The following is a 19,060-nucleotide window of genomic DNA, read 5'->3' as shown; positions in this document are numbered from 1 at the left end:
GGCAAACGCACCCGGTGACCGCTAGCCGGGCAGCCGGTTGGTCCACTCCGCGGTCAGTGTGAACATGGCGTCCCCCGGAGTCGAGATTCGGGCCCCGTCCGCCGTGACAAAGAAGTTGGTCTTCCGGATCCGGGCGGTGGCCGGATCAACGACCATCCGGGCCACCGGCTCGCCGTTCAGGTGGATCAGCAGGCCCTGCCCGCCGTCGGTCGCGCCGGTGCTCGTCACGTCAGGGTACGCGGCGACGGCCTGGAAGGCAGCGGCCCGGACCTTGGGCGGGGCGGGCATCTGGGCGAGCAGGGACAGCAGGCCGTCGAAGACCATCTGCTCCTGCATGGCCGAGTCCGGTCGGCCGGCGCTCGTCCGGATGTCGCTGCTACGCACCGACTCGGTGATCCAGCGCTTGAGCGCGGCCGGTTCGGTCGGCAACTGCTGGAGCTGCGCGAAGCTCACCTCGGGGCCGCCCAGCCGGAACGACGCGGCCCCGGGAAGCGCCATCAGGTCGCCGCCGGTCTTGGCACCCCGAACCCAGATTCCCCCATCGCGCCCGATCCAGGTCTCCCACTCGTAGTCGGTGGCCGTCGTCCGCAGGTGCCAGTAGGCGCCGGAGGTGGCGGCCTGCTTCCCGGCGGTCGTGGCGGCGGCGAGCAGGATCTGCTGGCCGGAGGGGCCGGCCGCGACCGGCGCCCGGCCGTCACCCGGGGCGGTGGCGCCACCGGCATCCGGGGCACCGCCGGTGCCGTCCGACGGCCCGAGGCCGACCACCACCACGACGGCGGTCGCCGTAGCGGCGGTGAGTGCCGAGGCGAGGATGAGCCGGCGGCGCGGTGCCCGACGCGGCGGCATGGGCTGGGCGGGATGGATCTGGGTCATCACGAACTCCTGGATCAACCGGTGGCGGTCGCTCGGCAGGTCCCGCTCCACCGGCGCCGGCAGCAAACCGGCCAGGTCGGCACGTACGTCTTGCGGGTCAGTGCTCATCGGGAGTCCCCCTCGGCGAACCGGACCGCGATCGCGCGGTCGACTGGTATCTGTCCACGGCCGCCGGCCGGTTCCGCGTCTTTCCCGACCTGTCGCAGCTTCCCCGCAGTGACGAGCTTGTGCAGCTTGGTGCGCGCCCGGGACAGCCGGGAGCGCACCGTGCCGACCAGCACCCCCAACGCGGCCGCCGCCTCGGCATAGTCGAGCCCGGACCAGACGCACAACGCCAGCACCTCACGCTCCGGCTGTCGCAACGCGGCAAGGGCGGTTCGGACCAGGGCCAGCCGTTCTCGATCGCGGATCCGGGAGGCGACCTCCTCGGCGAAGTCCGGCACCACCTCGGCACGGGGCAGCCGGGAGGAGGCCGCAGCGTGCCGGCGGGCGGCCCGGCGTACGTTGCGGGCCACATTGGTGGCGATACCAAGCAGCCAAGAACGCAAGGACCCGGCTTCGGCGCCGGCGACGACCCGGTCCCGCAGCCGCCACGCCTCCAGGAAGGTCAGCGACACCACCTCCTCCGCCACCGACCAGTCCCCGGTCAGCCGGAAGCCGTGGTTGTACACCGACCGGGCATGGTCGTCGAACAGGTCCCGGAACGCGTCCGGATCCCCGGCCCGGATCCGGGCCCGCACAGTCATCTCCACATGCGGTACCTGTCCGCTCGGGCGGGCGGGTTCCCGGTGCTCCGGGTGGCTTCGTGGTCGCCCAGGTGAGCAGAAACGCATGCGAAACCCGTCGACTCGGCCGTCCGGTCGACGGCGGCGTGATCCACCCGTCGAGTCTGGGACAGCCGACAAAGCGGCACCAACAAGGTTCCGGAAGTTCTTCCCCGGCGGATGGAGCCGCGGAGGTGGCTCTACCTGGGGGTGGATGTACCGAGAACCGGTGCACGGACGTGAGGGTTACATGCTGCTGATGCAGTTCAGCCCCGCCTGGGCCGATTTCCCGTCGATCGACATCTGGACGCCGGAGTGGGTCCAAGCGTGATCTGCAAAATCTGGGCGCGGATCGCGGCAAAGCGGTTGGCTGGCTGTTTGGCGGCGATCTCAGCTGGCTGTGTCCGGGCCTACGACGTGGCGGGATCGGTTGGGTTTGGCTTCGAAGTGGCGTTCCGGCGCTTGGTGCGGGAGGTGACCGGCCTGAGCGTGAACGCCGTGCATACCGTGAGCAGCGCGGGAAGCCGTTACGGGAACTGACCTCTGCGGCTCACCTCGAAGGCAGATAGGCGGGGCGTCTGCGGGTAAGACGTCGATGAGGCAAGGCCCTACTACCGCAGGCAGCAGAGAACTGAAAGGTGGCAGGTCATGACATCGGTCGGTCAACGGATCAAGGGCCTCCTGAACAGCCCACAGGGGCGCAAGGTGATTGACCGTGGGCGGCGCGAGGCGGCCAAGCCCAGCACGCAGGCGAAGCTACGGCAATTCGCAGCGCGGATGACGGGCGGGTCATCCGGCCGCCGCTGACGGCGGGGCCCGCTGTCATGCGGGCGTCAAACCGGCGGTCAGCCGGGAGCCGGTCGATTCCGGCGGGACTGCGCCACACCCAGCCACTCGCCGAGCCGACCGCGGACCCGGATGCGGCGGTATCCGCCGTGCACGGCGCCGCTTGGTGGTGGATCAAACAGCGATCCCGATCCGATCCCGATCCGGGAGCGGCTGCGGCCGGCTTGGTCAAGAACGTCGAGTTCCACCTGGCGACTAGCGACTCGGTGACACGCGGTGCCATCCGGTGGGCGAGCAGCGCGGCACCGCCAGCCGGGCCAGCCGATCTACGGCGGCGGGATCGGCAATGTCGGTCGGAACAACGAGCACCTGCCCGCCTCGTGCTCGGCAGTCTTGCTCCACCTCCACAAGCGCTTCCTGGCTGCGTAAGGCGAGGACCAACCTTGCCCCTTCGGCAGCGAACGCCAACGCAGTCGCCCGGCCGACGCCAGTCGGCGCCCCCCGTGATCACCACCACTGCGCCACGGGATGTTCCACGCCTGACCATCACACCTCCCGCGATGCAGCAGAACGGGATCAACCATCTACCAATGGGCGTGGCAATCACTCCCAGGCGCATCACGCCGTCTGCCGAGCGCGGCGGCGGCATCCGCGGGAAGGCCAGGAGACGCGGTGCCGGCAGCTCGCGACGGGCTTTCAATGCTGCAAAGAGATGGGCAAGGTCGGCCGGCTCACCCGGAACCTGACCGCCTCCGACGGGGCGGGTCCCGCCGCCCCGCCGGCCCAGCCCACGCAGCCGACACCGGCGCCGTCGTCCGGTCAGACCGTTAAGGGCCCCGTACGTGGCAGAGGGGCCGTACACCGGGGCGGCCCGGGCGCAGAACGTTTCGCCAGCCGGCCGGCCGGAGCCGGATATCCCGGGCGGGGTGGCGCCGTGAGCGCCCCGGAGAAGGAGCGGACGCAGCCGTCCGTCGGCGAGTTGCTGGGCGACGTGACCCGGGATCTGTCCACGTTGGTCCGCCAGGAAGTGGAGCTCGCCAAGGCGGAGCTGCGCGAGGAGGCGAGCCAGGCCGGCAAGGCCGGCGGAATGTTCGGCGGGGCGGCGGTGGCCGGTTTCCTGGCCGTGCTGTTCGTGTCCTACGCGGTGTGGTGGGGCCTGTCGAACGTGATGGACGAGGGCTGGGCCGCGCTGATCGTAGCGGTTGTCTGGGCGGTCGCCTCCGCTGTCCTGCTCGCCAACGCCCGAACGAACATGCGGCGGCTCCGTGCGGTCCTGCCACGGACGAAACAAACCGCGCGGGAGATGCCACACGCCATGCGAGGCCGCTGACCGAGCCAGGAGGGAGCGGATCATGTCCAGTGAACCGGATCGGATCCGATCAGAGATCGAGAACACCTGCGGCGAGTTGAGCAGCGACGTGGATGCCTTGACCGACAAGGTGAACCCCCGCCGGATCGCCGGCGACCGGGCCGCCCAGGCACGCGGCGCGCTGACCCGGGCGAAGGAGAAGGTGATGGGCGCACAGACGGACGGGCACGGCGCCGGCCAGCGCATGTCCTACGCCGCCGGTTCGGTCCGGGACGAGGCGCGGTCGCTCGGGCAGCAGTCCCGGGCGCAGGCCCAGGGCAATCCACTCGCGGCTGGCCTGATCGCCTTCGGCGCCGGGCTGCTCGTCTCCTCCCTGATCCCGCCCAGCCGCCCCGAGCGGCACTGGGCTGGGCAGGCTCGGGGCATGGTGGGTGAGCACTCCGCAGGGCTTCGCCAGCAGGCGAGCCAGGTCGGCAACCAGCTCCGGGACACCATGCGCGAGCCCGCGCAGCAGGCGGCCGAGTCGGTGGAGTCCACCGCCGCCCAGGGCGCCTCCGCCGTCCGCGACCAGGGCCGGTCCGCGGCCCACCAGGTAAGGGCAGAGACGCAGGACGCTGCCGACGAAGTCCGGCACCGCTAGGCCGGAAACCGCCGCAGCGGGCTCTAACGCCGCCGCGTGAGCATGGTCTGCCGTCCACCGGGCTGCATACCGTGCTCACTGTGCTGCGGAAAGGTTTCCGACCGCGCGCTCTTGGAGGCGGACCTGGGCCGCGACGGGAATGGCGTGGTGTGACGCTGCCGGGCGGATCTCGTCCTCGCACTTTCTATCATGACGGTGAGCGGGTCGCAGGGTTCATATGCCTCGCCGACCTCGATCCCGCGCCCCCGGATGTCGTCGCCGACACCGGCCTGGTCCACCATCCCGTGAATGGTCGCCGTCAGGGCCTGAGACTCGCTGGGCGATGAATGGGCCAGCATCAGCGGCAGGGCGTTGACGGCGCGATGCATCCACTTTCCAGCCGTGAACAGCCGGGGCCGCCCACGCGACACGTTGCGACAGGGACTTCGGCTCAGGCGCGGCCCCGCCGACAGTCTCGCCCACTCGAACGGAATCGAACGGCCTCGAACGCCTGGTCCCGGGCCGGCAGGCGCCGCCGCGGATAGCGTCTCGACCGAGCGGCGCCGTGATGGCAGCCGGCGGTGGGGCAGGACGGGGGCGGGGTGACCGAGCGGGCCGCGACGTACGCCGAGGTGTTCGCAGTGCGCGAGTACCGCTACCTGTTCGCGGCGTACCTGCTATCCCTGGCAGGTGATCAGCTCACCGCCGTGACCGTGGCGTACCTCGTCTACACCCGCACCGGCTCGGCCGCACTGTCGGCGGCCGCCTACGCCAGTTCCTACCTGGCCTGGCTAACGGGCGGGCCACTGCTCTCCGGCCTTGCCGACCGGTTCCCCCGGCGGCGGATCCTGGTGACGTGCGATGTTGCCCGCGCGGCGCTCATCCCGGCCGCGGCGCTGCTGGACCTCGCCGCACCTGCCCTGGTGGTGGTGCTCTTCGCGGTCAACCTGATGCGGCCGCCGTTCGTGGCCGCGCGGGCGGCGTTGATGCCCGAGGTCCTCGACGGCGACCGTTACGCGGTGGCAAACGGCGTGGACAACATCTGCGCCCAGGCCATGCAGGTGGTCGGCTTCGCCGTCGGGGGGAGCCTGGTGGCGTTGCTGTCGCTACGCGGTGCGCTGCTGGTGGACGCCGGCACGTTCCTGGTCTCGGCGATACTGATCATGATCGGCGTCCGCCCCCGCCCCGCGCCCCGCCCGTCGCGGAGCCTGGACCCGCCCGGCCGGGCCGCCGGCCTGCGGGTGATCTGCACCGACACCCGCCTGCGCGCCTACGTCCTCGTCCTCTGGACGGCCAGCGCTTTCACCTACGCCGCCGAGGGACTGATGGTGCCGCTGGCCCGCCAGTACGGCGGCGGCGCCGCCACCGTCGGACTGTTGCTGGCGGCAGCACCGTCGGGAATGGCCCTCGGCGGGGTGGCCCTCACCCGGCTCTGCCCGCCGGCGGTGCGGTCGCGGCTGATCCTGCCGCTGGCCGCTCTGTCCGCCGGGGTGCTGGCGGCAACCTGGCTCATCCCCCCAGTGTGGCTGATGCTCCTGTTGTTGATGCTGGCCGGCGCCGCGAGTGCGTTCGCCATCCCGCTGAACGCGTTGTTCGGCCGGGCCGTGCCGACGCAGTACCGGGGACGCGCGTTCGGCGTGGCCATCACCGGTCTGAGTGGGCTCCAGGGGACGGCGATGGTCATGGCGGGTCTGGCCGCGGATCGCTGGTCGGCCACCACGGTGATCGGATTCAGCGGGCTGTCGGGCGCGGTGGCGGTCCTCGCTCTCGCGCCGCTGTGGCCACGGCGGCACGTTCCCGCGCCGGTGACGTTCGAGGTCCCGCTCGAACAAGCTCGAACGGCCTCGACCAACGACAGGCCTACCGCCGAAACGGGCGGCGGCCGACGCTGAGATGACCGGGCGGGCACGGGGCCGCCACGTCGGGAGAGGAGAAGCGCATGCGCAGCGTCGGCAAGCGTGGCGTCAGCTGGACCTGATCCAGAAGCTTCATCCCTCGGGCGATGTGCCTCCGGATCCCACCTGATCCGGAGGAAGTCGACCGCTTCGACGAGAGGAGGTGCGGGCGATGCGGAAGGACGACTGCGCCGGCTGAGACACGTAAACGATGGTGGGTGGTCGCCGCGAGGCGACCACCCACCCCCCCGCGACATGGAGGAGTCATGCGCAGTCACGGTAGCTACCCACTCACCATCGGCCAGCTCTCCATGTGGCGAGCCCTCTCGGTGCGCCCCGCCGCACAGTTGTGGGAGTCCAATCAGGACCCGGCGTGGTCAGTTCCGGCCGGCACCACCGAGAGGCAGGTGCGGGACGCCCTCACCGCGCTGGCGGCACGGCACGAGTCACTACGCACCGTCTACCGCCCGGCCGAAGATCCCGGCGGCGTGCGGCAGGTGGTCCTACGCGACCCGCTCGTGCAGCTCACCGAAGCGTCCGTGCGGGAGCCGTTCGACCTCGCCGCCCAGCCGGCATGGCGAGCCTGGCTGCGCACTCCCGACGACGGCGGGCCACCGCAGGTCCAGCTGGTTATCCACCACATCGCCGCCGACGGCGCGGCGATGCGGATCCTGGAATCGGACTTTCACACCCTGTTGCGTGGTGGCCGCCCCGACGACGCCCCCGCGCCCCGGGAGGTAGCCGAACGCCAGCGCGCTGACGCCTTCCGGGCCCGGTTGGCCGCGGCCGGAGAGTACCGCCGGCGGATCGTCGCCGCTGCGCCACGGCCTCCGGTGTCCCGGGGTCCCCTGGTGCGGGCCTGCGCACACACCGGTATCCCGTACGACGCGGTTCGCCAGGCGGCACGGCACCTGCAGGTCACCCTGCCCACCGTGCTGCTCACGGTCTACGCGCAGGCGCTGGCACTGACGACGGGTCTGACCGATCAGTTGCTGTGGCAGTTGGCCGCGAACCGGCTGGATCCCACGGTGCGGCGCCTGGTGTCGTCCATGACCCAGTGGGTGCCCATGCTGGCATCCGGCGATCCCGACGGACCGCTGCGCCCGATGGCCCGTGAGGTCAACGTCGCGGCGGTGCGTGCCATGCAGCACGGCGTGTACGACCCGTTCGCCGTGACACCCATGGACTTCGACCACGGCAGCTTCTTCACCTTCATCCCGGCGCCGGCCGACACCGACCCCGCGCCGTCCGAGGCGGCTCCCGGGCGTATCGAATTCCTCCCGCCCCGCGCGTACAGCGGGGCCAGCTTCTACCTGATGGCCCGAGTGCACCCCTACGTGCAACTCACCCTGCGGGTGATGCGCAGCGGGTACGGGCGCGCCGAGGTGGAACGCTTCCTGACCACCATGACCGACCTCCTTCAGCGCGCGGTCAAGGACGCGGCATGAGCGACAGCCTCTGGCGCCACCGCGACTTCATGGTGCTGTGGTCGGGCCGAACCCTCAGCGAGGTCGGCGACGCCGTCTCGATGCTGGCCATCCCGCTGCTGGCCGTCACCGTCCTGGACGCCTCCGCCGTGGAGGTCGGCGTGCTCAGCGCCACCCGGATGGCCGCCTACCTGTTCCTCTCCCTACCCGCCGGGGTGTGGGTGGACCGGATGCGCAAACGCCGCGTCATGGTGACCTGTCACCTCGTGCGGGCCGCGCTGGTGGCCACCGTCGCCGCCGGCGCGTGGGCCGGCTGGGTCACGATGGCGCAACTGTGGATCGTGGCGCTGCTGTCCAGCGTCTGCACCGTGCTGTACGAGACCGCGCACCACAGCTTCCTGCCGTCGGTCGTCACCGGGAACCAACTGCTCGACGCCAACGGCAAGCTGGCCACCACGTACTCCGTCTCGCGGATCGCCGGATACGGCGCGGGCGGCGCACTGGTGTCGGCGCTGGGCGTGGCGCGTACCGCGGGCATAGACGCCCTCGCCTACCTGGCGAACGCGGTGTCCCTGATGCTGATCCGAAGCCGGGAGGAACCCCCCGCCGCGGCGCAGCAGCGGAACTTCCGCCGCGAGCTGGTCGCCGGGCTGACCTTCGTGTTCCGCCACCCGCTCATGCCCAGACTGGTGGCGGCCTCGGCGTCACTCAACCTGTTCAGCCAGATGATCTTCGCGTTGGCGATTCTCTACCTGGTACGCGACCTACGCCTGAGCGAGCACATGGTCGGTGTGGTGCTGGCGTTGACAACGCTGGGTGGGATCGGCGGTGGCGCCGTGTCCGCGCGGCTGGCGCGGCTGGTCGGCACCGCGCGGATCATCTGGATCGCCCCGCTGGGCCTCGGCTGGACGGTGCTGCTCGTACCGGCCGCACAACCCGGATGGGGTGCGGCCGCCTACACAGCCGGCATGGCGGGCCTGGGGGCGGTGTTCGCCGTCTACAACGCAGCCGCGATCAGCTACCGGCAGCGGGTCTGCCCGCCGGATTTGTTGGGCAGGATGACCGCCTCGGTCCGATGGGTCATCTTCGGGGTGATGCCGGTGGGTGCCCTGGCGGGCGGGCTGCTGGGCAGCTGGCTCGGGGTCCGCCCGACGCTCTGGATCGCCGCCGCCGGGGTGTGGGCGTCCGGCCTGTTGCTCTATTTCTCACCGCTGCGGCGGTGGCGTGACCTACCGGACGAAGCCGCCGCCCCCGACACCGGGCAGTCACCGACGAGATTCCCGGCACCGCACGGGCGGGTGCCAGCCGACACGGCCGGCAAGACCATGGGAGGTGTACGAGGTGGATGACCAGCCGTTCGGGCAGCGGATCCTGTCCTGGGCGGGCGGGCCGGCCGACATCGACCGGTTCGTTGCGCTCGGCGGCATCCGGCTGCCCGCCGAACCCGACCCGGCCGACCTGCGGCAGGCGCTGGACGCGGTCGTGGCCCGGCATCCCGTACTGGGCCAGGCGCCGGTTCCGCTGCGCACCGTAGACGACGTGTGGGCGGCGGCCGCAGCCGGCCAGTACCCACCCGATGCACGCTGCCTGCTCTGGGCATACCTGGCCGGCCGCGAGCTGCTGCTCGTGGCGCACCACACCGTCTCCGACCCGTGGTCGATGCGGCTGCTGCTCCGCGAGGTGCTCAAACCGCAGACCGGCCCGGCGCCTTCCTACCACGACAGCCGATCCACCTACCCCACCGCGAGGGTGAACCGGTCGTTGCCGTTCTGGCAGCAGACGCTCGCCGACGTGCCGGCGCTTAACCCGTCTACGGGCAGCGAAACCGGCACAGCCGAGATCAGGACTCCGAGCGGCATCACCCAGGAGCAGTCCGCAGCGGTCGCCCGCACCATGCGCAGCACACCGTTCGTCGTCCTGCTCACCGCGTTCGCGCAGGCCCTCAGCCCGCTGTGCTCCGGCGAGGCCGTCATACCGGTGCTGACCCACGGCCGGCAGCGCTCCGACTGGGACACCGTGGGGCTGTACATGAATGTGCTGCCGGTGCGGCTCGGCACCCCGACGGTGCAAGCGGTGCACCGCGCGTTCGCCGAAGCCTACGCGCACGAGATCCCGTTCCCGGTGCTGCTGAACGCGGTGCCGCAGACAGGTGCGCTGTTCACCGACGGCGGACCGGGCCTGGCCCAGTTCGAGGTCATCCAGGTGCCCGACGGCGCCGGCATCGAACCGTTGACGATCCCCGCCGGGCTCGGCCTGGGCGGCCCGGTGCTGCCCGTCAACGGGCTGACGTTCTGGCTCGAGCCGGGCGCGGGCGGCGCCTACACCACCTGCCTGCGGTACCGCCGCACGTACCGCGAGGACGAGATGCGTGCCCTGACAAGGCGGTTCATCGACAGTTGGGAGAAAATCCGTGCCGACACGAACCGAGCTTGAGTCGATGCTGACCCGCCTCTGGAGCGAGAAGCTGAACATCACGCCAGTAGGCGTCGAAGACGACTTCTTCGCCCTCGGCGGCGACTCGCTGCTCGCCGCCGACCTGCTGATGGACCTCTACGAGCAGCTCGGCGTCGAGATCGACGCCGCGGTGCTGTTCCTCAAGCCGACGATCGCCGAGCTGGTCGACGAGGTACTGGCCGCATGAGAACGCCACCGTGCGGCCACACCCGGCCCCCAGGCAGCACCGATCTCGCCGACCCCGCCCTGCACGGCACCGGCGACCCGCACGACGTGTGGCGGGCGCTGCGCCGGCACGAACCCGTCCGCTGGCAGCCGGTCGAGGGCAGGCCGGGCTTCTGGGCGATCACCCGCTACGCCGACGCCAGAACGGTGCTGGCCGACCACGCCAGGTTCACCTCCACCGGCGGGGTGGTGCTCAACATGCTGGGCCGGCCGGAACCGGCGCAGAATCAGCAGTTCTCGGCGTCCGACCCGCCGCGGCACGGCCTCATCCGGGGACCGCTGCAACGCGAGATGACCACACGCGCGGTGGCACGGCACGCGCCGGCAATCCGTTCCTTCATACGGCAGATGCTTCACCCCGCCAGCGGGGCCGTGGACTTCGCCGAGCTCACCAGCGCTCTGCCGCTGGCCATCCTGGGGCCGCTGATGGGCATCCCGGCCGAGGAATGGCCCGCCCTGGCCCGGTGGGTATCGATGTCGGTGGCCGAACACGACCCGGAGGTCATGCTGCCCGGTGGCCCCTCCGCCACCCTCGACCGCGGGCACCGGGAACTGTTCGCATACCTGCTCAACCTGGTGCTCGAACACCGGCGGCGCCCGCGCGGGGACCTGGTCGACCTGCTGGCAGCCATGCCCCTGCGCCCCGGCGCGGTCGTGGCCAACTGCTACAGCCTCCTCCTCGGCGGCAGCGCCGCCATCCCGCACGTTCCCCGTGCGGCCCTGGCCGAGCTGATCCGCACCGGCCGATACGAGCACTGGGCCCAGCGACCCGAGCAGATCGGCCGCGCGGTGGAGGAGGCGCTGCGGTTCAGCTCGCCGGCCGGGCACTTCATGCGCTTGGCGACGCAGGACACCACACTCGGCGGCGTACCCGTCGCGGCGGGCGACGCCGTCGTGGTCTGGCTCGGATCGGCCAACCGAGACGAAAGGCTCTTCCCCCACGCCGACACCCTGGACCTGGATCGCCACCCGAACCGGCACCTGGCCTTCGGCGACGGCCGGCACTACTGCCTGGGGGCGGCCGTCGCCAGACTGACGTTGCGCACCTTCTTCGAGGAACTGTTCGCCACCTTCGCGTCCTTCGAACCCGACGGCGACGTCGAGCGCGTACGGTCGACGTGGCTGGCCGGCATCAAGCGGATGCCCGTCGTGGCCAGACGCCGATGATCCTCGAAGCGCTGGCCGCGCAACTACGCACCCGCCCGGAGGCGCCGGCCGTGGTGGATCCCGAGCAGACCCTGACGTACGCGGACCTGGACGGCCTGAGCGGCGCGGTCGCCGCCCATCTCGCGCAGCGGGGAGTGGCTGTCGGGGAGCCGGTGATCGTGCACACCCGGCTGTCACGCTGGGCCATCGTGGCCATGCTCGGCGTCCTGCGGGCCGGCGCGCGCTACGTCCCCATCGACGCGGCCTTCCCGGCGGCCCGCCGCGAACTGATGGCCGCGGGCAGCGGCGCCGCCGTCGTGCTCACCGAGAGCCTGCTGGCGTCGCTGGGTCCAGCTTCTTGCGGCTGGCAGGACGGGCCCGACGCGTACACGCTGTTCACCAGCGGCTCCACCGGCGTGCCGCAGGCGGTCACGGTGACGCGGGCGGCGCTGAGCTACTCCACCGGTGCCCGGCTGGAGTACTACGGTCTCCCGCCGAAGCGGTTCCTGCTGTGCTCATCGATCTCGTTCGACAGTTCGGTGGCGGGCATCTACTGGACGCTGTGCACGGGAGGCACCCTGGTCATCCCGAGTGACCGGCCGTTCGACGTGCGGGCGCTGATCCGGGCCGGCGCCGCGCACCGGCCCACCCACACCCTGATGGTGCCGTCGCTGTACCGGCTGGTGCTGCGTTCGCCGCCGCCCAGCCTTACCACCGTCATCGTGGCCGGGGAGAGCTGCCCGCCCGACCTGGTCGACCTGCACCACGAGCGGATGCCCCACGCGACGCTCTACAACGAGTACGGGCCCACCGAGTGCACCGTCTGGAGCACCGTGCACAAATGCGCGGCGGGCGAAAACCCGGTGCCCATCGGCCGTCCGATCCCCGGCACCACGACCTCGATCGACGACGGCGAACTGTGCATCTCCTCCCCGGGCGTGGTGTCCGCAGGGCCGGTGTACCGCACCGGCGACCGGGTCAGCATGGACGCCGACGGCTTGCTCTACTACCACGGACGCGTCGACGAGCAGCTCAAGGTCGGCGGCATGCGCATCGAACCGGCCGAGATCGAACACGCCCTGACGTCCCACCCGGCGGTGCTCCTCGCCGGTGTGGCCGTTCCCTACCAAGGTGTCGCGTTCGTTGTCTGCGCCGAACCGGTGGATCAGAAAACCCTGCGCGCACACCTGCTCGAACGGCTGCCCGCCGTGGCCGTTCCCACCGCGTTCGAGCAGGTGCAGCGGTTGCCCACCCTGCCCAACGGCAAACTCGACCGGCGTGCCCTGAGCCGCCCCGGCCGACCGGGACACGGCCACGACGCACCGGCCCCTCGTGCCGCAGCCTCCCGCCTGAGTCGCGGCGGCGACAGCACCTCGACAGCAGGCGAGGTAAGCAAGTAGCAGGCCGGCGACTCGACCCACCCATTGGATTGGCCGCACTCCCCATGACCTTCGAGAAGCGATCCTCCCCGACACAGGCCGGCGCCGGTGTCGCTGCGACGGCCGCGTACGCGAGCACCGCCCGAATCGACGAGCTGCGCGCCACCGAGTACCGGCACCTCGACCGCGACGGCCGGGTCTACCTCGACTACGCAGGCGCCGGTGTGGCCGCACGGACACAGGTCCTCGCCCACCACGACCGGTTACTCCAAGGCCTGTACAGCAACCCGCACTCGGAGAACCCCACCTCGGAGGCCGCCGGCTCGCTCGTCGAATCGGCCCGGCGCGCGGTGCTCGACTTCTTCCACGCCGACCCGACCGAGTACGTGGTCATCTTCACCCCGAACGCCAGCGGCGCCTGCCGCTTGGTGGGCGAGGCCTACCGCTTCGGCCGCGACCGCCCGCTCGTGCTGACCTGGGACAACCACAACTCCGTCAACGGCATCCGGGAGTACGCCCGTGCCGCCCGCGCACCGGTCCGCTACGTGCCGCTGGCCGCGCCCGACCTGCGGGTGGCCGAATCCGACGTGATCGCCGAGCTGACCGCCGGCCGTGCCCGGCCGGCCGGCTCCGGCGCATCGGGGCTCTTCGCGTACCCGGCACAGAGCAACTTCACCGGGGTACAGCATCCGCTGGGATGGGTGGACCTGGCCCAGCAGCACGGGTACGACGTGCTGCTCGACGCCGCCGCGTTCGCCCCAACGAACCGGCTGGACCTCAGCGTCGTCCACCCGGACTTCGTCTGCCTGAGCTGGTACAAGCTCTTCGGCTACCCCACCGGCGTGGGGGCGCTGCTCGCCCGGCGTGACGCGCTGACCCGGCTGCGCCGTCCCTGGTTCGCCGGTGGCACCATCCGAGCGGTCAGCGTCCAGGGCGACTGGCACCAACCGATGGGGGACGAGTCGGGCTTCGAGGACGGCACCCTCAACTTCCTCAGCATCCCCGACGTGGAGTTCGGGCTGCGCTGGCTGGACTCGATCGGCGTCGACCTCGTCCACACCCGGGTCAGCCTGCTCACCGGTTGGCTGCTGAAGCAGCTGACCGCATTGCGGCACCGCAACGGGCGGCCGCTGGTTCGCCTCTACGGGCCACCGATGGGCACCGCCCGCGGTGGCACCGCAGCGTTCAACTTCCGCTACCCCGACGGCTCACTCGTCGACGAGCGGCTCGTCGCGCTCGAATCGTCAGCAGCCGGCTTCGCCCTGCGCACCGGGTGCTTCTGCAACCCGGGCGCGGCCGAGGCCGCCTTCGACATCAGCCAGGGCTCCCTGCGCCGCACCAATCTCGCGCACACCGAGACGATCGACCAGCACCTCGCCGCGCTGGGGCTGCCGACCGGCGGGGCCGTACGCGTCTCCTTCGGGCTGGCCTCGACCGCGGCCGACGCAGAAAGCTTCCTGGCCTTCGCCGAGTCGACCTACCTGGACCGCAACGGCCCCACCGACATCCGACTGACCCCACGGATACGCTGCTGACCAGGCGAGCGCCGGCCCAGCAGCCGTACCAAGCACGCTGCGCTGGCCGGCCGCATCGAGGCCGAACGCCCTGAGTGGCTTCGGACATCGCAGCAACGGCGCCGACCGTCGGCGCGGCTCAACGGGTGGCCGCAGCCCGCGCCAGAGCGGCACGGAGCCGGGCACACGCCTGCGGGTCCAGCCCGTCGAGCCGCTCCAGGGCCTCCCGCCAGTGCCCGCGAGCCACGGCCCAGCGTCCGAGGCCCGCGTGCGCGTCGCCCAGCATCTGCAACGCCAAGCCGATGCCCCGCTGGTGCTCGTGGCGCCGGCAGATCTCCAGCGACTCGGCTGCGCGGCCGATCGCCGCCCGGTGATCACCGGAGGCCTGCAGCGTCTCGGCGAAGTTGACCAGCGCCTGGGCCTCGCGCAGGGGGTCGGTGCCGCTGTCAGCTACGGCGCGTCCCGCCTCATGACAGGCGATGGCGCGCGAGTAGTCGCCCTGGCGCTGGTACACCAGGGCCAGGTTGTCGAGCACCGACCCCTCCTTGTGTCGATGACCGAGCTGCCGCCGGATGACCAGGGCCGCCCGCAGGTGGTGCAGGGCGCCGGTGAGGTCGCCCCGGTCGCGCAGGGCATTTCCGAGGTTGTTCAGGATGGCGGCCTCCCGGCTCCGGTCGCCGAGTTCGCGCTGGACGGCCAGGCACCGCTCCAGGATCGGGATCGCCTCGTCGAGCCGGCCCTGGCGCAGCAGCGCGACCGCGATGATGTTGAGCCCGGACGCCTCGCCCGAGCGGTCGTCGCATCGGCTCGCCGCCGTGAACGCCAGGTCGCCGAACTGCTGCTGTTCGGCGATGTAGCCGGCGTAGTCGAGGAACTTGGCCGCCACGAGGGCCAGATCGCGGACCTCGGCGAGTGTCCGTCCGGCCGCCATCTGCTGGCGGGCTATCAGCAACAGGTTGGTGTGCTCCCGATCGAGCCAGGCCCACGCGTCGGCGGTGCTGCCCAGTGGCGGCCCGGGACGCCCCGGGCCGGTCGGCTCCGCGATGCCGAACCGGTCATCCGGGTACAGCAGCCGGGCAGCGCGCGCGGTGGTCGTGAGCAGCCAACCGGTCAGGCGGCAGAGGACCTCCTCCCGCTGCGGCGGGTCGTCCACGGCCTCCGCCCGCTCCCGGGCGCAGAGCCGGACGACGTCATGGAAACGGTAGGTGCCGCCCCCGGCCGACTCGATCAGGTGCGCGTCCACCAACGCGTCCAGCGCCGGCTCCGCGGCGGCGACAGGCAGATCGGCCAGCGCCGCACAGCCGTACGGCGTGAGGTGCGTCCAGTCCGGCAGCGCAGCGAGCCGGAAGAGCCGGGCCGCTTGCCGGCGTTCGTCCTGCCGCGCGTCCTCGAATGCCTGGTAGCCCAAGTGCAGGCTGGCCCGCACGGACAGGTCACCGACCTCCAGGACGTCCAGCCGCGTGCCCTCGTCGTCCATCCGCTCGGCGAGGCCGGTGAGCGAGGCGTCCGGCCGGGCCGCGGCGCGGGCGCCGACGATGCGCAACGCCAGCGGCAACCCGCCGCACCGGCGCACGATCGTCGCGGCCGCGGCCGGCTCCGCCCGCAGGCGTTCGGCGCTGGTGAGTCCGGCGAGCAGGCCGTGCGCCGCGTCGTCGGGTAACGGATCGAGGCGGATCCGGGCTGTCGTGTCCAGGTCGGGAAGCATCCACCGGCTCGTGATGATCGTGGTGCACTCAGGCCCGCTGGCCAGCAGCGGCCGGACCTGCGCCGCCGACGCGGCGTTGTCCAACACCACGAGCACGCCCCGTTCGGCGGTCCAGGTGCGCAGCAGCGCCGACGCCTCGTCGAGCGAGGCGGGGACGGCGGGCACGCCCAGCGCCCGCAGAAACCGGCCCAGCACGTCCGCGGGCTCGGCCGCCGCGATGCCGTCGGTGGCCCCGCGCAGGTCAGCGTAGAGGCAGCCGCCGCCGTAGCGCCCGACGATCCGATGCGCGACGTGCAGGGCGAGCGCGGACTTGCCGACACCGCCGGCGCCCTCGACCAGGCACACTGCGGCGCCGGCCGCCGTGGACGCGAGCAGCCGGTCGATCTCCGCCGAGCGGCCGATCATCAACGGTGGCGCCGGTGGCAGTTGATACGGAACCGGTGCTCCTGACCCGCCTTCCACCGGTCGCGCCTCGTCGGCTGTCGGCCACGGCAACCCACGCAACACGGTCCGGTCCCGCCTCCCGCCGGACGCGGCGGCCCGCCCCCCGTCCGGGCCGACCGTCCCGCCCCCGTCGCCTGCGGGGATCAGGCGTAGGGCGGCGGAGCGCTGCGGATGGGAGATCAGCCCGCTACCTCCGGCGCCCAGCGCGGCGACGGGACCGCCCGGTCCGGTGGTGCGGGCGGCCCGACCCACGGGGGAGTGCCCGGGTCGGCTCGACGGGGTTCCGGGTGCGGCCGCCGGCGACCTCGCCGCCGTACGGTCGGCCGCCAGCTGGCCCCACACGGCCAGCCACGCCGCCGCGCGGTCGTCCGGCACGCCGCAGGCCCGCAGCAGGGCCGTCACCAGATCGCGGCGGGGCAGCGTCGACCGGCCCAACATCGTCGCCAGGGTGCTCGCCGGCAGCACGTCCCCGTTGCGCTGCGCGCGGCGGGCAATCTCCCGGTAGGCGAGGCCGGACTGGTCGCGGATGCGACGCAGCAGCATGACGTACTGCTCCGGGCTGGTCGCGGTGGTCGGGTTGACGCCGAAGTCGGCGGCCGTCATGCGCGCCCTCACGTCCGATGTCACGTGCCCGGGGCCGAGGGCGCCGGGCAGTTCTGCCAGAGTGCACTACACGCTACCGTGCCCGCGCCAGGCGTAGCCGCCCGCGACTCCATAATGGACAGATGTGCCCCGATGCCTACGCGTCATCCGAAGTGATGGGGGGTCGACTGCGCTGGCACCTCCCCGTTCATAGGGCCCGGTGCAGTGCAGCTTCCCGGCCGGACCGGAATCATATATAGGCCATAACGCGATCGCCGCCTTGGCCGCTGACGGCGATGCAGGACCCGACGTAGGTGACGTTCGCTCATCCGTCAATCCGGCGCCGGCCGCTCCGGCCCGTGCCGCAGGACGGGGGACAGGCCCCGGCGCGAAGAGCGGTCCTCCGCGCCGGGGCCGCCGGATCGGGTGGGGTCAGCCAGCCGCGCAGGTGGCCGTCGCTCCCGGGCCGGTCCCGGTGCCCTGGAAGCCGAAGTTGGTCGACTGCCTGGCGCCGACGCGTCCGTTGTAGCTCACGTTGGTAAACCGGACGGTGCCGCTGGTGCCGCTGGCCTGGGCGTTCCAAGCGCCGGTGACTGCGGCGCCGCCGGGCAGCGTGATGGTCACGGTCCAGCCGTTGATGTCCGCAGAGCCGGCGGTGACCGTCACAGTCGCGGTGAAGCCGCCGGACCACTGGTTGACCGCCACCGACGCGGAGCAGCCGTTACCGGTCGGCGGCGGCGTGGTGGGGGGAACGGTGGTGGGCGGCGCGGTCGTCGGCGGGGTCGTGGTCGGGGGAGCGGTGGTGGGCGGCGTGGTCGTCGGCGGCGCGGTGGTGGGCGGATTGGGCGCACCGTTGGCCAGGCTGTAGGCGAGGTCGGGCTGGAACGATCCGGCCGTGTAGCGGCAGCCGTCCGCCTCCCCTGGCGGCTTCACCCACAGGTACGCGTCGATGTTGCCGTCGCCGGTGCTGGTCGTCGGGTACAGCCCGATACGCCGGTCAGTGTTGTCGTCGGCGCACCAGTCCCCGCTGGCACCCCCGTTGCGGCTGGTGTCGATGACCTGGCGCTTGCCCGGGATGCCCATGCCGGCGAGGGCGGAGATGATCGCCCGGCCGAAGTTCGCCTCGCCGGAGGTGGAATTGAAGTTCGACACGTTGGTGAAGAAACCGTCGGCGTACTGTACGCCGGCCGCCCGGAGCCGGTTGGCCTGCTCGCCCGCGCTGTTCCAGGTGGAGTGGCCCCCGTCGAGGTATACCTTGGCGTTGGGGTTGGCCGACTTGATGGTCTGGGTCGCCGTCGTGAGCGCCTGGTTACGCGCGCTGATCTCGCCGCCGCTCAGGCACGTCTGCAGGGCGAGCGAGTCGGTTTCCAAAATGATCATGACGGTCTGGTTGCCGAGTCCTCTGGCGAAGTTGGACACCCACGTCTGGTACTGGTTGAGGTCCGGCGCCCCGCCTGCGCTGGCCCCGCCGCAGTCCCGGTTGGTGATCTCGTACACCGACAGCACCGGGATCTGCTGCGCCGCGTTGGCGGCACCGATGAACCCGGAGACCTCGGACTGCACGGTCGACGGGTTGAAGTTGGCGAACCAGCGGGCCTGCGGCTGACTCGCGATCTTGTCCCGGATGACGGCGGCACGCGAGTCGCCGGGGTTGGCGGCGACCCAGCGGACAACTGCCGAACTCGGGTCACGGTAGAGCGATCCGGACACGGTGCCGGCGGACGCGCCGCCGACGGCGAGGCAGACGCCGGCGGCGGCGGTGCCCGCGATTGCCGCCACACTGATGGCTGCCGATCTGCGGCGTCGGGGGGAGAGGATAGCCACGACGTGTTTCCTCCTGATCGCATAGATGTATCTAAGTTAATGGGAGCGTTCCCATGGACGGTAGCGGAGGCGAGCGCCGCTGCCAAGATGTGAAGACCCGTCGCCCCGGCAGCG

At 71.7% G+C, this 19,060-nt stretch carries 15 protein-coding genes; 10 read left to right on the top strand and 5 right to left on the bottom strand.

What is annotated here, in order from left to right; all coding sequences use genetic code 11:
- Nucleotides 1-21: 21 nt before the first annotated feature.
- The 3 genes from ABZW14_RS24825 to ABZW14_RS24815 all read right to left on the bottom strand — a co-directional run bounded on the left by ABZW14_RS24825 (nucleotide 22) and on the right by ABZW14_RS24815 (nucleotide 2,864).
- The gene (locus tag ABZW14_RS24825) at nucleotides 22-981 is read right to left on the bottom strand and encodes a CU044_5270 family protein (RefSeq protein WP_355350788.1); all 960 of its coding nucleotides are present in this window, start codon (nucleotides 979-981) and stop codon (nucleotides 22-24) included.
- The gene (locus ABZW14_RS24820; RefSeq protein WP_355350786.1) at nucleotides 978-1,619 is read right to left on the bottom strand and encodes an RNA polymerase sigma factor; all 642 of its coding nucleotides are present in this window, start codon (nucleotides 1,617-1,619) and stop codon (nucleotides 978-980) included. Before ABZW14_RS24820 ends, ABZW14_RS24825 begins: the two co-directional genes overlap by 4 nt.
- A gap of 1,059 nt (nucleotides 1,620-2,678) precedes the next feature.
- The gene (locus ABZW14_RS24815; RefSeq protein ID WP_355350919.1) at nucleotides 2,679-2,864 is read right to left on the bottom strand and encodes a hypothetical protein; all 186 of its coding nucleotides are present in this window, start codon (nucleotides 2,862-2,864) and stop codon (nucleotides 2,679-2,681) included.
- Nucleotides 2,865-3,357: 493 nt separating this feature from the next.
- Between ABZW14_RS24815 and ABZW14_RS24810 the strand changes: the two genes are divergently transcribed.
- From ABZW14_RS24810 to ABZW14_RS24765, 10 genes are all read left to right on the top strand, one after another.
- Nucleotides 3,358-3,753: a phage holin family protein gene (locus tag ABZW14_RS24810; protein WP_355350784.1), complete on the top strand. Its 396-nt coding sequence runs from the start codon at nucleotides 3,358-3,360 to the stop codon at nucleotides 3,751-3,753.
- 22 nt (nucleotides 3,754-3,775) lie between these two features.
- Nucleotides 3,776-4,372: a DUF3618 domain-containing protein gene (locus ABZW14_RS24805; protein ID WP_355350782.1), complete on the top strand. Its 597-nt coding sequence runs from the start codon at nucleotides 3,776-3,778 to the stop codon at nucleotides 4,370-4,372.
- A gap of 560 nt (nucleotides 4,373-4,932) precedes the next feature.
- Nucleotides 4,933-6,243, top strand: a complete 1,311-nt coding sequence (locus ABZW14_RS24800; protein ID WP_355350780.1) for an MFS transporter — start codon at nucleotides 4,933-4,935, stop codon at nucleotides 6,241-6,243.
- A 269-nt stretch (nucleotides 6,244-6,512) separates the two neighbouring features.
- Nucleotides 6,513-7,694, top strand: coding sequence for a condensation domain-containing protein (locus tag ABZW14_RS24795; RefSeq protein ID WP_355350778.1), 1,182 nt, complete (start codon nucleotides 6,513-6,515; stop codon nucleotides 7,692-7,694).
- The gene (locus ABZW14_RS24790; protein WP_355350776.1) at nucleotides 7,691-9,022 is read left to right on the top strand and encodes an MFS transporter; all 1,332 of its coding nucleotides are present in this window, start codon (nucleotides 7,691-7,693) and stop codon (nucleotides 9,020-9,022) included. The genes ABZW14_RS24795 and ABZW14_RS24790 overlap by 4 nt, the downstream gene beginning before the upstream one ends.
- Complete coding sequence (locus ABZW14_RS24785) at nucleotides 9,015-10,106, top strand: condensation domain-containing protein (RefSeq protein WP_355350774.1); 1,092 nt, start codon at nucleotides 9,015-9,017, stop codon at nucleotides 10,104-10,106. The genes ABZW14_RS24790 and ABZW14_RS24785 overlap by 8 nt, the downstream gene beginning before the upstream one ends.
- Nucleotides 10,084-10,314 (top strand): phosphopantetheine-binding protein, encoded by a 231-nt coding sequence (locus ABZW14_RS24780; RefSeq protein WP_355350772.1) that lies wholly within the window; start codon nucleotides 10,084-10,086, stop codon nucleotides 10,312-10,314. Before ABZW14_RS24785 ends, ABZW14_RS24780 begins: the two co-directional genes overlap by 23 nt.
- Complete coding sequence (locus ABZW14_RS24775) at nucleotides 10,311-11,519, top strand: cytochrome P450 (RefSeq protein ID WP_355350770.1); 1,209 nt, start codon at nucleotides 10,311-10,313, stop codon at nucleotides 11,517-11,519. The genes ABZW14_RS24780 and ABZW14_RS24775 overlap by 4 nt, the downstream gene beginning before the upstream one ends.
- Nucleotides 11,516-12,898 (top strand): amino acid adenylation domain-containing protein, encoded by a 1,383-nt coding sequence (locus tag ABZW14_RS24770; RefSeq protein WP_355350768.1) that lies wholly within the window; start codon nucleotides 11,516-11,518, stop codon nucleotides 12,896-12,898. The genes ABZW14_RS24775 and ABZW14_RS24770 overlap by 4 nt, the downstream gene beginning before the upstream one ends.
- A gap of 44 nt (nucleotides 12,899-12,942) precedes the next feature.
- On the top strand, nucleotides 12,943-14,412 hold the full coding sequence (locus ABZW14_RS24765) for an aminotransferase class V-fold PLP-dependent enzyme (RefSeq protein ID WP_355350766.1): 1,470 nt from the start codon (nucleotides 12,943-12,945) through the stop codon (nucleotides 14,410-14,412).
- Between the two features lie 118 nt (nucleotides 14,413-14,530).
- On the opposite strand, the gene ABZW14_RS24760 is transcribed toward ABZW14_RS24765, so the two are convergent.
- Complete coding sequence (locus ABZW14_RS24760) at nucleotides 14,531-17,143, bottom strand: tetratricopeptide repeat protein (protein WP_355350764.1); 2,613 nt, start codon at nucleotides 17,141-17,143, stop codon at nucleotides 14,531-14,533.
- Between the two features lie 411 nt (nucleotides 17,144-17,554).
- Complete coding sequence (locus ABZW14_RS24755) at nucleotides 17,555-18,946, bottom strand: glycoside hydrolase family 6 protein (protein WP_355350762.1); 1,392 nt, start codon at nucleotides 18,944-18,946, stop codon at nucleotides 17,555-17,557.
- Nucleotides 18,947-19,060 lie beyond the last annotated feature (114 nt).

Source organism: Micromonospora sp. NPDC004551, assembly GCF_040609975.1.
Classification (GTDB): domain Bacteria; phylum Actinomycetota; class Actinomycetes; order Mycobacteriales; family Micromonosporaceae; genus Micromonospora.
The sequence above is the reverse complement of the archived record's forward strand: the minus strand, read 5'-3'. Positions and strand labels throughout refer to the sequence as shown.

What these genes read in the sequence shown, in the direction of transcription:
- ABZW14_RS24820 (WP_355350786.1), bottom strand. Translation starts at nt 1,619, where the DNA reads ATGACTGTGCGGGCCCGGATCCGGGCCGGGGATCCGGACGCGTTCCGG.
- ABZW14_RS24825 (WP_355350788.1), bottom strand. Translation starts at nt 981, where the DNA reads ATGAGCACTGACCCGCAAGACGTACGTGCCGACCTGGCCGGTTTGCTG.
- ABZW14_RS24775 (WP_355350770.1), top strand. Translation starts at nt 10,311, where the DNA reads ATGAGAACGCCACCGTGCGGCCACACCCGGCCCCCAGGCAGCACCGAT.
- ABZW14_RS24805 (WP_355350782.1), top strand. Translation starts at nt 3,776, where the DNA reads ATGTCCAGTGAACCGGATCGGATCCGATCAGAGATCGAGAACACCTGC.
- ABZW14_RS24795 (WP_355350778.1), top strand. Translation starts at nt 6,513, where the DNA reads ATGCGCAGTCACGGTAGCTACCCACTCACCATCGGCCAGCTCTCCATG.
- ABZW14_RS24765 (WP_355350766.1), top strand. Translation starts at nt 12,943, where the DNA reads ATGACCTTCGAGAAGCGATCCTCCCCGACACAGGCCGGCGCCGGTGTC.
- ABZW14_RS24790 (WP_355350776.1), top strand. Translation starts at nt 7,691, where the DNA reads ATGAGCGACAGCCTCTGGCGCCACCGCGACTTCATGGTGCTGTGGTCG.
- ABZW14_RS24770 (WP_355350768.1), top strand. Translation starts at nt 11,516, where the DNA reads ATGATCCTCGAAGCGCTGGCCGCGCAACTACGCACCCGCCCGGAGGCG.
- ABZW14_RS24760 (WP_355350764.1), bottom strand. Translation starts at nt 17,143, where the DNA reads ATGACGGCCGCCGACTTCGGCGTCAACCCGACCACCGCGACCAGCCCG.